Origin of the sequence: Microbacterium sp. NPDC055910, from assembly GCF_042271185.1 — a bacterium.
GTDB lineage: Bacteria > Actinomycetota > Actinomycetes > Actinomycetales > Microbacteriaceae > Microbacterium.
This window is the reverse complement of sequence record NZ_JBHJZS010000036.1, coordinates 1-12,012: the sequence shown is the minus strand read 5'-3', so window position 1 is coordinate 12,012 and position 12,012 is coordinate 1. Positions and strand designations below refer to the sequence as shown.

Below are 12,012 nucleotides of genomic sequence, written 5' to 3'. Positions count from 1 at the left end.
GGGCACCCTCGGGGTCAGCGTCGTTCTATCGCACGCCGGTCACGGCGCTCGTCATCGCCGCGGTCGGCGTGGCGGCCACGGCCATCGTCATGCTGTTGCCCTACGCGGCTTCGCTGCCCGGATGGTGGGGTCAGCTCGTGCAGCTGGCCGTCGTCTCGGCTCCAGCGCTCGCGGCGGTGGCGCTGGCGATCGGATGCTGCGCATCGGGCGGCTTCGTCCGGCGCGTCTTCGCCTGGCGCTGGAGCGACCTCGGTCTCGGTGTCGCCGTGGCGCTCCTGCTGCGAGGGGTGCAGGAAGTCCTCGCGCCCACGACCGGGTCTCTCCTCGTCGGTTTCGAGGCGCCCTCGCCCCTCACTCTCGGCGTGGTCATCGCCGGCGCCGTCGTGGTCACCCCTGTCGTGGAGGAGCTGTTCTTCCGGGGGCTGCTCCTGGCGGCGCTGGTCGACGCGTTCGGGGGAGTACGTCGGCTGCTGAGCGCCGGCGGCGCCGTCGCCGTCTCGGCCGCCGTCTTCGCCTGGCTCCACATCGTTCCTCTCGGGACTCTCGGGTCGCCCGGCGGTGCGCTGTGGCCGGCGATGCTCGCCCCGCTCCTGCTCGGCATCGCGTGCGGGGTGGTCTTCGTCCTCACCCGCCGCCTCGCCGCGGGCATCGTCACGCACGTGGTGTTCAATGCATCCGGGATGCTGCTCCTTCTTCTATAGGGCTTCTATAGGGGCCGCAGCTTCAGCTGCTGGTTTGGGCGTGGCATCCGCATGCCGTAGACTGATCCCTTGGTGTCGGCTCAGCTGACCCGGCACCGCGAACGTGAGCCCTCCACTGGCGTGTTCAGCGGCCATCGGCCGAGGAACCACCCCGGAGCGGGATTCACGAACATCTCCGTTCGAATCCAGAAAGCAGCACTATTGTGACGCGCACATACTCCCCCAAGGCTGGCGATGCCCAGCGCGAGTGGCTTGTCATCGACGCCACCGACGTCGTTCTCGGCCGCCTCGCCTCCCACGCCGCTGCGCTCCTGCGCGGCAAGCACAAGGCCACCTTCGCCAACCACATGGACATGGGCGACTTCGTGATCATCATCAACGCCGACAAGGTGGCGCTGACGGGTCAGAAGCTCCAGAAGAAGAAGGCCTACCGCCACTCGGGCTACCCGGGCGGTCTCCGGTCGGTCACCTACGAAGAGCTGCTCTCGAAGAACCCCGAGCGCGCCGTCGAGAAGGCTGTCCGGGGCATGCTGCCGAAGAACAGCCTCGGCGCGCAGCAGCTCTCCAAGCTCAAGGTCTACCGCGGCGCTGAGCACCCCCACGGTGCCCAGCAGCCCAAGACCTTCACCCTCGACCAGGTCGCCCAGTAAGCGCCGCTTCCAGATTTAAGGACATACTCGTGGCGAACATCGAAGAGACCACCAGCAACTACTCCACCGAGACCCCTGTCGACGAGACCGTCGTCGCCGCCGAGCGCCCCGTGCTCTCGGTGTCGGGTGCAGCCGTCGGCCGCCGCAAGCAGGCCATCGCCCGCGTGCGCGTCGTCCCCGGCTCGGGCACGATCACCGTCAACGGCCGCGCGCTCGAGGAGTACTTCCCGAACAAGCTGCACCAGCAGCTGATCACCGACCCGTTCACGGTCCTCAACCTCACCGGCGCATACGACGTCATCGCCCGCATCTCGGGCGGCGGCGACTCGGGACAGGCCGGCGCACTGCGCCTGGGCATCGCCCGTGCGCTCAACGAGATCGACGTCGAGAACAACCGCCCGGTGCTCAAGAAGGCCGGCTTCCTCTCGCGCGACGCCCGCGTCATCGAGCGCAAGAAGGCCGGTCTCAAGAAGGCCCGCAAGGCGCCTCAGTACTCGAAGCGCTGATCGGCACCGCTCCGATGCCGCTGTTCGGCACGGACGGTGTGCGGGGACTGGCCAACGGCCCGATCCTCACCGCCGACCTCGCTCTCACCCTGGCCCAGGCGACCGCCGTCGTCCTGGGCCAGGGCCGCACCGCAGAAGCGCGTCGTGCCGCCGGCAAGCGGCTCACGGCCGTCGTCGCGCGTGACCCCCGCGTCTCGGGGCACTTCCTCTCGGCCGCCGTCGAAGCGGGTCTCGCCTCGTCCGGCGTCGACGTGCTCGACGCCGGCGTCCTGCCGACTCCCGCCGCGGCGTTCCTCGTCGCCGATCGCGACGCCGACTTCGGCGTCATGATCTCGGCGTCGCACAATGACGCCCCCGACAACGGCATCAAGATCTTCGCGCGCGGCGGCGTCAAGCTGCCCGACGTCGTCGAAGCGCGCATCGAAGCGGCCATGCAGGGCACGAAGCTGCAGCCCACGGGCGCCCAGGTCGGACGCATCAGCCGGTTCTCGGACGCCGAGGACCGCTACGTCATGCACCTGCTCGGCTCGCTCCCGCACCGCTTGGACGGGCTCCATGTCGTGCTGGACTGCGCGCATGGCGCGGCATCCGGTGTGTCCCCGGAGACGTTCCGCGACTCGGGCGCGCGCGTCACGGTCATCGGCGCCGATCCCGACGGGCTCAACATCAACGACGGCGTGGGCTCGACCCACCTCGATCAGCTGGCCGAGGCCGTCCTCGCGCACGGCGCCGACGTCGGCATCGCGCACGACGGCGACGCCGACCGCTGCCTCGCCGTGGATGCCGACGGGCGCGTCGTCGACGGCGACCAGATCATGGCGATCCTCGCCGTCGCGATGAAGCAGCGCGGTCGACTCAAAGACGACACGCTCGTGGCGACCGTCATGAGCAACCTCGGGCTGCATCGCGCGATGGCCGATCACGACATCACCGTCGAGCAGACGGCGGTCGGCGACCGCTACGTGCTCGAGCGCATGAACGAACGGGGCTACTCGCTCGGCGGCGAGCAGTCCGGACACGTCATCATGAGCGACTTCGCCACGACGGGCGACGGTCTGCTCACGGGCCTGCACCTCGTGGCCGAGATGGCGCGTCAGGGCAAGCCGCTGTCGGAGCTGGCATCGATCATGACGGTCTATCCGCAGGTGCTCGTCAACGTCAAGGGCGTCGACCGCACGCGCGTGGGCGACCCGGGGGTGGCCGACGCCGTCGCCGCCGCCGAGGCCGAGCTGGGCGACTCAGGACGCGTGCTGCTGCGCGCGTCGGGAACCGAGCCTCTCGTGCGCGTCATGGTCGAGGCATCCGAAGCCGCCGTCGCACAGCAGATCGCCGACCGCCTCGCGGAGGTCGTGCGGGAGCGTCTCGCGCTCTGAGCCGGGTCAGAGCCCGGGCGGGGTCCACGACAGCGACTCGATGTAGCGCAGCAGCACGCCTTCGCGCAGCGCCCACGGCGAGACCTCGAGCGCGTCGACGTCGAGCATCTTCATCGCCGTGTGCAGCACGACGGCGGCCGCGACGATCTGGAACGTGCGGTCCGGTGTGATGCCGGGCAGCTCGTGACGCACGGAGGCCGGGATCTTCGCGAGCCGCGGGATCCACGATCCGAGGGCGTCGCGGGGGAGCAGCAGCCGCTCGTTCCCCGGCCAGGCGGGCATCGGCGTGCCGACGAGCTTGGCGAGGGAGCGGATCGCCTTGGACGAGCCGACGATGTGATCCGGTGTGGGCATCGTGCTGAGCGCCGTCGTGGCCGGTCGGAGCACCTCCCGCGCGTGTGCGCGCAGCCGCTCGACGGCCTCGTCGCCCGGCGGATCGTCGGGGAAGAACTCGACCGTCATGCGTCCGGCACCCAGGGGGACGGATGCTGCTGCCTCGGGCAGCTCGTCGGCTCCCGCCGCCAGTTCGAGCGAACCGCCGCCGATGTCGAACAGCAGGATCTGCCCCGCCGACCATCCGAACCAGCGCCGCACGGCGAGGAACGTGAACCGCGCCTCGGTCTCGCCGCCGAGCACCTGCAGATCCTGCCCGAGCGCGTCCTCGATGCGCGCGATGACGGCCTTTCCGTTCGTGGCATCCCGCACGGCGCTCGTGGCGGTGGCGAGCAGTTCGACGACGTTCTCGCCGGCGGCGATCTCACGCGCCTGCGCGACGGCGGCGACGAGCGCCTCGACGCCTTCGTCGCTGATCGATCCGTCCGGCTCGAGGTAGCGCATGAGCCGCAGGATGGTTCGCTGGCTCGTCGTCGCGAGCGGCCGACCACCGGGGATGACATCGGCGACGAGCAGATGGACGGTGTTCGAGCCGATGTCGAGGACTCCGAGGCGCACCCGTTCAGGGTAGTGCGGCTGCCGGTCGAGCGCAGGCCAGCGGCGCGTCGCGTGGTGACGCGAGCGCGACGGCAGGCGCTAGCATGGCGCGATGCAAGCCGAGGATGCCGTGGCGACGACGCTCGCCGACTCGCTCTACCGCGAAATCGGGCGCGCCGAATGGTCGCGTCTGGCCGCGGGCGTCGAGCAGCCGCTGTCTGAGACCGAAGTCGTGCAGATCCGCGGTCTCGGAGACCGGCTCGATCTGACCGAGGTGCGCGAGGTGTACCTGCCGCTCAGCCGGCTGCTCTCGCTCTACGCCTCGGCGACGAAACGCCTCGGGGCGGACACGAGCGACTTCCTCGGTGAACCCGACGTCACGACGCCGTTCGTCGTCGCGGTCGCCGGCTCGGTCGCGGTCGGGAAGTCGACGATCGCCCGGCTGCTGCGCGAGCTCATGAGCCGGTGGCCGGGAACCCCGCGCGTCGAGCTCGTCACGACCGACGGTTTCCTCTATCCGAACGAGGAGCTCGAGCGCCGCGGGCTGATGCAGCGCAAGGGGTTTCCCGAGTCGTACGACCGGCGCGCGCTCGTCGAGTTCCTCACCGACGTCAAGAGCGGAGCCCCCGAAGCGCGCGCGCCGTTCTATTCGCACCTGCGCTACGACATCGTGCCCGATGCGCACGTCACCGTGCGCCGGCCCGATGTGGTCATCGTCGAGGGGCTCAACGTGCTGCAGCCGCCGCCGGCGCCCAACGATGTCGCCGTGAGCGATCTGTTCGACTTCTCGATCTACGTCGACGCCGCCTCAGAGCACATCACGGAGTGGTTCCTCAACCGCTTCCTCGCCCTCAAGCGCGGCGCGTTCGCCAACCCGAGCTCGTACTTCAACAACTTCGCGCACCTCAGCGACGTCGAGGCCGTCGATTTCGCGCGGGGCGTGTGGGGGTCGATCAACCTGCCGAACCTCGAGGAGAACGTCCTGCCGACCAAGCACCGGGCGACCCTCGTGCTGCAGAAGGCCGCCGACCACGCCGTCGAGCGCGTGCTGCTGCGCAAACTGTGACGCGGCCTCTCTCAGCAGGTTCGCACCCGCGCACGCCGTACGATTGACCCCATGTGTGGAATCGTCGGATACGTGGGCCCGCGGCAGAGCCAGGCCATCCTCATCGCCGGTCTGTCGCGCCTGGAGTACCGCGGGTACGACTCGGCGGGGATCGCCGTCATCGACGGTGCCGGCGACCTCGACATGCGCAAGCGCGCCGGCAAGCTGAAGGTGCTGCGCGACGACCTCGCGGCGCATCCGCTTCCTGACGGCACGACCGGCATCGGACACACCCGCTGGGCGACCCATGGTGCCCCGACCGACGAGAACGCGCACCCGCACCTCGCCGACGATGACAAGCTCGCGGTCATCCACAACGGCATCATCGAGAACTTCTCCGAGCTGAAGGACGAGCTGCTCGCCGACGGCTTCACGTTCCGCAGCGAGACCGACACCGAAGTGGCCGCCGCGATGCTGGGCCGCGAGTACCAGCGCACGGGTGATCTGACGGCGGCGTTCCGCCACGTCGTGTCGCGCCTGGAGGGCGCCTTCACGCTGCTGGCGATGCACGAGGACCAGCCGGGGCTCGTCGTCGGCGCTCGCCGCAACTCGCCCCTGGTCATCGGGCTCGGCGAGGGCGAGAACTTCCTCGGCTCGGATGTCGCCGCCTTCGTCGAGTACACCCGGAACGCCCTCGCGATCGGTCAGGACCAGATCGTCGCGATCACGCCCGAGGGCGTCGAGGTGACCGACTTCGACGGCCAGCCGGTCGAGGTCGAGCCGTTCGAGGTGACGTGGGATGCCGCGGCCGCCGAGAAGGGCGGCTGGTCGTCGTTCATGGCCAAGGAGGTCTCGGAAGAGCCCGACGCCGTCGCCAACACGCTGCGCGGCCGCATCCACGACGGCCAGGTCGCGATTCCCGAGCTCGACGGGCTCGACGACCTGTTCGCGGGCATCTCGCGCATCATCATCGTCGCGTGCGGCACGGCCGCCTACGCCGGCCAGACCGGCAAGTACGCGATCGAGCAGTGGACCCGCATCCCGGTCGACGTCGAACTCGCGCACGAGTTCCGCTACCGCAATCCGGTGATCGGACCCGACACGCTCGTCGTCTCGATCAGCCAGTCCGGCGAGACGATGGACACGCTCATGGCGGTCAAGTACGCGCGCGAGCACGGCGCGAAGACGCTGTCGATCTGCAACACTCAGGGAGCGACGATCCCCCGCGAGTCGGATGCGATCGTCTACACGCACGCCGGCCCCGAGGTCGCTGTCGCCTCGACGAAGGCCTTCGTCGCGCAGATCACGGCGCTCTACCTCATGGGGTTGCACATCGGTCGCATCCGCGGTGTGCTGACGCCCGAGGACGCGGCCGACCACGTGCGCGAGCTCGAGGCCGTTCCCGGCAAGATCGCGCAGATCCTCGAGCGCGAGCAGCCGCGCATCGAGCAGTTCGCGCACTGGATGGCCGACACCCGCTCGGTGCTGTTCCTCGGCCGCCACGTCGGCTACCCCATCGCGCTCGAGGGCGCGCTCAAGCTCAAGGAGCTCGCCTACATCCATGCCGAGGGCTTCGCCGCCGGCGAGCTCAAGCACGGCCCGATCGCGCTCATTGAGCCCGGCCAGCCCGTCTTCGTCATCGTCCCATCCCCGCGCGATTCGGCCGAGATGCACAAGAAGGTCGTCTCGAGCATCGAGGAGATCCGGGCGCGCGGCGCCCGCGTCATCGCGATCGCCGAGGAGGGTGACGTCGCCGTGCTGCCCAAGGCCGACGAGGTGCTGCGCATTCCGCTGGCCGGAGCCCTGTTCGAGCCGTTGCTCTCCGTCGTGCCGCTGCACATCTTCGCGATGGGCCTGGCGACGGCGAAGGGCCTCGATGTCGACCAGCCGCGCAACCTCGCCAAGTCCGTCACGGTCGAATAGACGGCGCGCACATGATCGTGGGGATCGGCGTCGACCTCGTCGACATCGAACGGTTCGAACGCACGATCTCGCGCACGCCGCGCCTGCTCACGCGTCTGTTCGCCCCGGCCGAGCGGCCGCTCGCGACCCGTTCGCTGGCCGCGCGCTACGCCGCGAAGGAAGCGCTCATCAAGGCGCTCGGCGGCTCTGACGGCGTCTACTGGACCGAGATCGAGATCGCGCCCGAACCCTCGGGTCGCCCGTGGTTCGCGCTGAGCGGGTCGACCGCCGAGACGGTCGCGGAGCGCGGCATCACGACGCTGCACCTTTCGATGTCGCACGACGCCGGGCTCGCCACCGCCTACGTCATCGCCGAGGCGACGCCCGGCGCAGGGGGCCTCGCATGACGGCTCTGCCGGCAGGGGTCGCTCGCGAAGCGACGATCGACGTCAGCGCGATCGCCGCGAATGTGCGCCACCTGCGTCGGCTCACGGGCACCGAGGTGATCGCCGTCGTGAAGGCCGACGGCTACGGGCACGGCGCCGTGCGCTCGGCGCAGGCGGCGCTCGACGGCGGTGCGGCCAGACTCGGCGTCGCCGAGATCGGCGAAGCGCTCGCCCTGCGTCGGGGCGGGATCATGGCCCCCCTCATCGCGTGGCTGCACGCTCCGGGCACCGACTTCCGAGAGGCGGCGGGCGCGGGGATCGAGCTCGGGATCTCGTCGTACGACCAGCTCGTGCAGGCCGCGGCCGCCGCGACGGGGGAGCACCCCGTCCGCGTGCACCTCAAGCTCGACACGGGCCTGTCGCGCAATGGCATCGCCCCCGCCGACTACGGTGTCGTCTTCGCCGAGGCGGCCCGCCTCGAGCGGATCGGCCGGCTGCGCGTCGAGGGCGTGTTCAGCCACCTCTCGAACGCGTCGGAAGACGACGACCGTGCCGCTCTGCAGGTCTTCCTCGACGGAGTCGGGGCGGCGGCGGGGCTCGGCCTGCGCCCGGCCGTCCGCCACCTCGCGGCGACGCACGCCGCCATCGCCCTGCCCGCCGCGCGCCTGGACTGCGTGCGGGTCGGGATCGGCATCTACGGCCTCTCGCCGTTCGCCGACCGCACATCGGCCGATCTCGGTCTGCAGCCCGCCATGACGCTGCGCGGCGCCGTCAGCGCCGTCCGGCGCGTGCCCGCGGGCACGGGGGTGTCGTACGACTACGCCTATCGCGCCGAGCGCGAGACGACGCTCGCCCTCGTGCCGCTGGGCTATGCGGACGGCGTCGCCCGCCAGGCATCCGATCGCGGGCCGGTATCGATCGGCGGGCGGGAGTTCCGCGTGTCGGGGCGCATCGCGATGGACCAGTTCGTCGTCGACGTCGGCGACCACCCCGTCTCGCTCGGCGATGAGGTCGTGCTCTTCGGCGACCCCACGCTCGGTCATCCCTCGGCGGCCGATTGGGGAGAGGCGGCGGGCACGATCAACTACGAGATCGTGACGCGCATCGGCGCGCGCGTGCCGCGACGGCAGATCCCCTCGTGAGCGGTCTCGACCCGCTCGTCGGCACGCACGAGATCCTGTCGCCGGCGGACATGGAGGATCTCGGCGAGCGGATGGGGCGGATGCTGCGCCCCGGCCAGCTCGTCGTGCTGACCGGTCCGCTGGGAGCCGGCAAGACGACACTGACCCGCGGCATCGCGACGGGCCTGGGCGTGCGAGGTCCGATCCAGAGCCCGACGTTCGTGATCGCGCGCACGCACCCGTCGCTCGTCGGCGGCGCGCCGCTCGTGCACGTCGATGCGTACCGCCTGGGCTCGGCGCCCGAGCTCGACGACCTCGACATCGACTACGACGGGTCGGTCGTCGTGGCCGAGTGGGCCGCCCCGTTCGCGGCGTCGATCGCCGACGAATGGTGGGAGGTCGAGCTCGACCGCGATGGGCTGACCCTCCCCGAGGCCGAACTCGACGCGGACGCCCCCCGCCGCGTGACGATCTCCCTGCGCCGCTGACGCCGGCGCCCCTGACGCCGTGGTCGCCCCCGCCCCCGCGGCATCCCCCATTGACGCCGAGACTGCAACGGGAGGCCGAGACCGTGGGGTTCACCCGCTGTCTCGGCGCGCGGTTGCAGTCTCGCGGTCTACCCTGGATGCGTGATCCTCGGCATCGACACCTCCCTCGGCACGGCCGTCGCTGTCGTCGAGCACGACGGTGTCGTTCGCGCCGACGTGGCCAGTGAGAATCCGCTCGGCCACGCCGAAGTGATCGGCGACCTGCTCGTCGCGGCGCTCGCCGACGCGGCACGAGGACCGATCGGCCAGACCAGCGCGTCCGAGCCCGTCGAGATCAGCCACGTCGCGGTCGGGATGGGCCCGGGCCCGTTCACGGGACTTCGCGTGGGGGTCGCGGCGGCACGGACCTTCGCTCAGGGCCGCGGGGTGCCGGTCATCCCCGTCGTGAGTCACGACGCCGCCGCGCTCGCGATCCTGCTCGCCGACCCGTTCGCCGAGCTTCCGCGCTTCGCCGTCGTGACCGACGCGCGACGGCGCGAGTTCGCCTACACCGTGTACGACGGTCTCGACGACGACGGTCTGCCGATCCGCGCGACCCAGCCGGCCCTCACTCCGCGCGATGCGATCGACGCCGTGCTGGCCGACGTGGGCGCCGAGCGCCGCGACATCGCCCTCATCTCGGGCGCCATGGTCGGCCTGGCGGCGGCGCGCGCGCTCGCCGCCGGACGCACGATCGGCCCCGACGACGCGCTGTACCTGCGTGCACCCGACGTGACGCCGCCCGCCGCGCGAAAGCGAGTGGGCACATGAGCCTGCGACGCGCGACGAGCGACGACCTCGCAGCGATCATGGCGCTCGAGCGGGCGTCTTTCCCTTCGGATGCGTGGAGCGAAGGCATGATGCGCGAAGAGCTCGCGTCGCCGCACGGCTATTACGTCGTGGACGAGACCGCCGGCCGCATCTCGGGGTACGCGGGGCTGCGAGCCGCCGCCGGAGCGAAGGACGCCGACGTGCAGACGATCACGATCGCCGGGGATGCCAGGGGTCGAGGCCGCGGTCGCGTGCTGCTGCGCGCCCTCTTGGACGAGGCCGCGCGACGGCGGGTCCGCGAGGTCTTCCTCGAGGTGCGCGCCGACAACCCCGTCGCGCAGTCCCTGTACGTCTCGGAGGGCTTCCTCGAGATGGGGCGCCGCCCGCGCTACTACCAGCCCGACGACGTCGACGCCGTCGTGATGCGTCTCGACCTCGCCGGCTGGCACGCCGCGAACGGGCCCGCGCCCATCGATGCGGGAGCACGCGCGTGAACCGCCGCGAGCCACTCGTGCTCGGCATCGAGACGAGCTGCGACGAGACCGGGATCGGGATCGTGCGCGGACGCACCCTGCTGAGCAACACGATCGCGAGCTCGATGGACGAGCACGCCCGCTTCGGCGGCGTCGTGCCCGAGGTCGCCGCCCGCGCGCACCTCGAGGCCCTGCAGCCCTCGATCGAAGCGGCGCTCGCCGAGGCGCAGGTTTCGCTCGATGAGCTCGACGCGGTCGCCGTCACGAGCGGGCCCGGCCTCGCGGGGGCGCTCATGGTCGGCGTCGGCGCCGCGAAGGCCCTCGCCGTCGCGCTTGGCACACCCCTCTATGCCGTCAACCACCTCGTCGGGCACATCGCCGCCGACCTGCTGACGGGCGACGAGGTCGAGTATCCGACGGTCGCGCTGCTCGTCAGCGGCGGCCACACGTCGCTGCTGCTCGTGCGCGACCTCACGAGCGACGTCGAGCTGCTCGGCGAGACGGTGGACGACGCGGCCGGCGAGGCCTTCGACAAGATCGCGCGGATCCTCGGGCTGCCCTATCCGGGCGGGCCCGAGATCGACCGGGCGGCCGCCGACGGCGACCCCACCGCGATCCGATTTCCACGCGGTCTTTCGCGCGCCTCGGACATGGCGCGCCACCGCTACGACTTCTCGTTCTCGGGGCTGAAGACCGCCGTCGCCCGCTGGATCGAACAGCGCGAAGCGGCCGGTGAACCGGTGCCGGTCGCCGATGTGGCGGCATCCTTCCGCGAAGCGGTCGTCGACGTGCTCGTCACGAAAGCGCTCGCGGCGTGCGCCGACCACGGCGTGCCCCGGCTGCTGCTCGGTGGGGGAGTCATCGCGAACCGCCGACTGCGCGACGTCGCGATCGAGAGAGCGGATGCCGCGGGCGTGCACGTGCGCATCCCGCCGCTGTCGCTGTGCACCGACAACGGCGCCATGATCGCCGCACTCGCGTCCGAGCTCATCATGTCCGGTCGCCCGCCGTCGACGCTCGCGTTCGGCGCGGACTCGACCCTGCCCGTCACCGAGATCCAGGTCGCCGAGGAGGTCGCGTGACCGACGCCGATGCCCGCCCGCCCCGTCCCCTCACTCCCGCCGTCGAGCCGCCGTCGCCCGACGTCGAACTCGCGGAGGACGCCGTGCCCCTGCCCGGGGCGCACCGCGGCGGATTCTCGCGGCTGCCCACCGCTCCCGTCGAGACGACGACCGAGTGGCATCCTGCCGAGCCGGGCGCGAGCGCGGAGTGGCTCCTTCCGCCCCCGCCCGCCTCGCGCGGGGTCGCGGCCTGGGCGCTCGGCTTCGCGATCGCCGGGCTCATCGGCTCGCTGCTGGTCGGCTGGGCGTTCCCGGTCGGGCTCGTCGGGGTCATCGTGGGCATCGTGGCGCTGCGCAACCCGGTCGAGAACCGTACCGCGGCGGTCTGGGCGGTCGTGCTGGGCGCCGTCTCGATCCTCTACAGTGCGGGCTGGCTGCTGTGGGCGGCCGGTGAGCTGAACCTCTTCGGCTGACCGCGCGGTCGCCGTCGTCGTCGCCGCTCGTCGCCGTCGCCTCGCGTCGCCGACGAAGACGCCGAGACTGCAACGGCGGGCCGAGACTGCGGG

General features: G+C 71.2%; 14 protein-coding genes. 13 read left to right on the top strand and 1 reads right to left on the bottom strand.

All coding sequences use genetic code 11. The annotated features are described in order from the left end of the window. Positions 1 to 68 precede the first annotated feature (68 nt). The 4 genes from ACFC3F_RS12960 (at position 69) to glmM (ending at position 3,230) form a co-directional block, all read left to right on the top strand. Positions 69 to 701 (top strand): type II CAAX prenyl endopeptidase Rce1 family protein, encoded by a 633-nt coding sequence (locus ACFC3F_RS12960; protein WP_376130350.1) that lies wholly within the window; start codon positions 69 to 71, stop codon positions 699 to 701. A gap of 203 nt (positions 702 to 904) precedes the next feature. Beyond that, positions 905 to 1,351, top strand: a complete 447-nt coding sequence (rplM, locus tag ACFC3F_RS12955; protein WP_376130348.1) for a 50S ribosomal protein L13 — start codon at positions 905 to 907, stop codon at positions 1,349 to 1,351. A gap of 29 nt (positions 1,352 to 1,380) precedes the next feature. Beyond that, the gene (gene rpsI / locus ACFC3F_RS12950) at positions 1,381 to 1,857 is read left to right on the top strand and encodes a 30S ribosomal protein S9 (protein ID WP_376130345.1); all 477 of its coding nucleotides are present in this window, start codon (positions 1,381 to 1,383) and stop codon (positions 1,855 to 1,857) included. Positions 1,858 to 1,871: 14 nt separating this feature from the next. Next, positions 1,872 to 3,230, top strand: a complete 1,359-nt coding sequence (glmM, locus tag ACFC3F_RS12945; protein ID WP_376130343.1) for a phosphoglucosamine mutase — start codon at positions 1,872 to 1,874, stop codon at positions 3,228 to 3,230. 6 nt (positions 3,231 to 3,236) lie between these two features. On the opposite strand, the gene ACFC3F_RS12940 is transcribed toward glmM, so the two are convergent. Next, positions 3,237 to 4,181 carry a Ppx/GppA phosphatase family protein gene (locus ACFC3F_RS12940; RefSeq protein ID WP_376130340.1) on the bottom strand — a complete coding sequence of 315 codons (945 nt, stop codon included), beginning with the start codon at positions 4,179 to 4,181 and terminating at the stop codon, positions 3,237 to 3,239. Positions 4,182 to 4,272: 91 nt separating this feature from the next. Between ACFC3F_RS12940 and coaA the strand changes: the two genes are divergently transcribed. The 9 genes from coaA (at position 4,273) to ACFC3F_RS12895 (ending at position 11,919) form a co-directional block, all read left to right on the top strand. After that, positions 4,273 to 5,226 carry a type I pantothenate kinase gene (gene coaA, locus ACFC3F_RS12935; protein WP_376130337.1) on the top strand — a complete coding sequence of 318 codons (954 nt, stop codon included), beginning with the start codon at positions 4,273 to 4,275 and terminating at the stop codon, positions 5,224 to 5,226. A 51-nt stretch (positions 5,227 to 5,277) separates the two neighbouring features. Beyond that, positions 5,278 to 7,128: a glutamine--fructose-6-phosphate transaminase (isomerizing) gene (gene glmS / locus ACFC3F_RS12930; protein ID WP_376130335.1), complete on the top strand. Its 1,851-nt coding sequence runs from the start codon at positions 5,278 to 5,280 to the stop codon at positions 7,126 to 7,128. Positions 7,129 to 7,139: 11 nt separating this feature from the next. Further along, positions 7,140 to 7,514 carry a holo-ACP synthase gene (locus ACFC3F_RS12925; RefSeq protein WP_376130333.1) on the top strand — a complete coding sequence of 125 codons (375 nt, stop codon included), beginning with the start codon at positions 7,140 to 7,142 and terminating at the stop codon, positions 7,512 to 7,514. Further along, entirely contained in the window at positions 7,511 to 8,635 is a 1,125-nt protein-coding gene (gene alr / locus ACFC3F_RS12920) for an alanine racemase (protein ID WP_376130331.1), read from the top strand. The genes ACFC3F_RS12925 and alr overlap by 4 nt, the downstream gene beginning before the upstream one ends. Further along, positions 8,632 to 9,102, top strand: a complete 471-nt coding sequence (tsaE, locus tag ACFC3F_RS12915) for a tRNA (adenosine(37)-N6)-threonylcarbamoyltransferase complex ATPase subunit type 1 TsaE (RefSeq protein WP_376130328.1) — start codon at positions 8,632 to 8,634, stop codon at positions 9,100 to 9,102. The genes alr and tsaE overlap by 4 nt, the downstream gene beginning before the upstream one ends. A gap of 141 nt (positions 9,103 to 9,243) precedes the next feature. Continuing rightward, positions 9,244 to 9,912, top strand: a complete 669-nt coding sequence (tsaB, locus tag ACFC3F_RS12910) for a tRNA (adenosine(37)-N6)-threonylcarbamoyltransferase complex dimerization subunit type 1 TsaB (protein ID WP_376130325.1) — start codon at positions 9,244 to 9,246, stop codon at positions 9,910 to 9,912. Next, a complete protein-coding gene (gene rimI / locus ACFC3F_RS12905) occupies positions 9,909 to 10,406 on the top strand; it encodes a ribosomal protein S18-alanine N-acetyltransferase (protein ID WP_376130322.1) in 498 nt (165 codons plus the stop codon). The genes tsaB and rimI overlap by 4 nt, the downstream gene beginning before the upstream one ends. Further along, positions 10,403 to 11,467 (top strand): tRNA (adenosine(37)-N6)-threonylcarbamoyltransferase complex transferase subunit TsaD, encoded by a 1,065-nt coding sequence (gene tsaD, locus ACFC3F_RS12900; RefSeq protein WP_376130319.1) that lies wholly within the window; start codon positions 10,403 to 10,405, stop codon positions 11,465 to 11,467. The genes rimI and tsaD overlap by 4 nt, the downstream gene beginning before the upstream one ends. Further along, a complete protein-coding gene (locus tag ACFC3F_RS12895) occupies positions 11,464 to 11,919 on the top strand; it encodes a hypothetical protein (protein ID WP_376130316.1) in 456 nt (151 codons plus the stop codon). Before tsaD ends, ACFC3F_RS12895 begins: the two co-directional genes overlap by 4 nt. Positions 11,920 to 12,012 lie beyond the last annotated feature (93 nt).

Bases quoted from the DNA above. Each gene is read 5' to 3' on its own strand.
- rimI (WP_376130322.1), top strand. From the start codon at position 9,909: ATGAGCCTGCGACGCGCGACGAGCGACGACCTCGCAGCGATCATGGCG.
- coaA (WP_376130337.1), top strand. From the start codon at position 4,273: ATGCAAGCCGAGGATGCCGTGGCGACGACGCTCGCCGACTCGCTCTAC.
- alr (WP_376130331.1), top strand. From the start codon at position 7,511: ATGACGGCTCTGCCGGCAGGGGTCGCTCGCGAAGCGACGATCGACGTC.
- glmM (WP_376130343.1), top strand. From the start codon at position 1,872: ATGCCGCTGTTCGGCACGGACGGTGTGCGGGGACTGGCCAACGGCCCG.
- ACFC3F_RS12925 (WP_376130333.1), top strand. From the start codon at position 7,140: ATGATCGTGGGGATCGGCGTCGACCTCGTCGACATCGAACGGTTCGAA.
- glmS (WP_376130335.1), top strand. From the start codon at position 5,278: ATGTGTGGAATCGTCGGATACGTGGGCCCGCGGCAGAGCCAGGCCATC.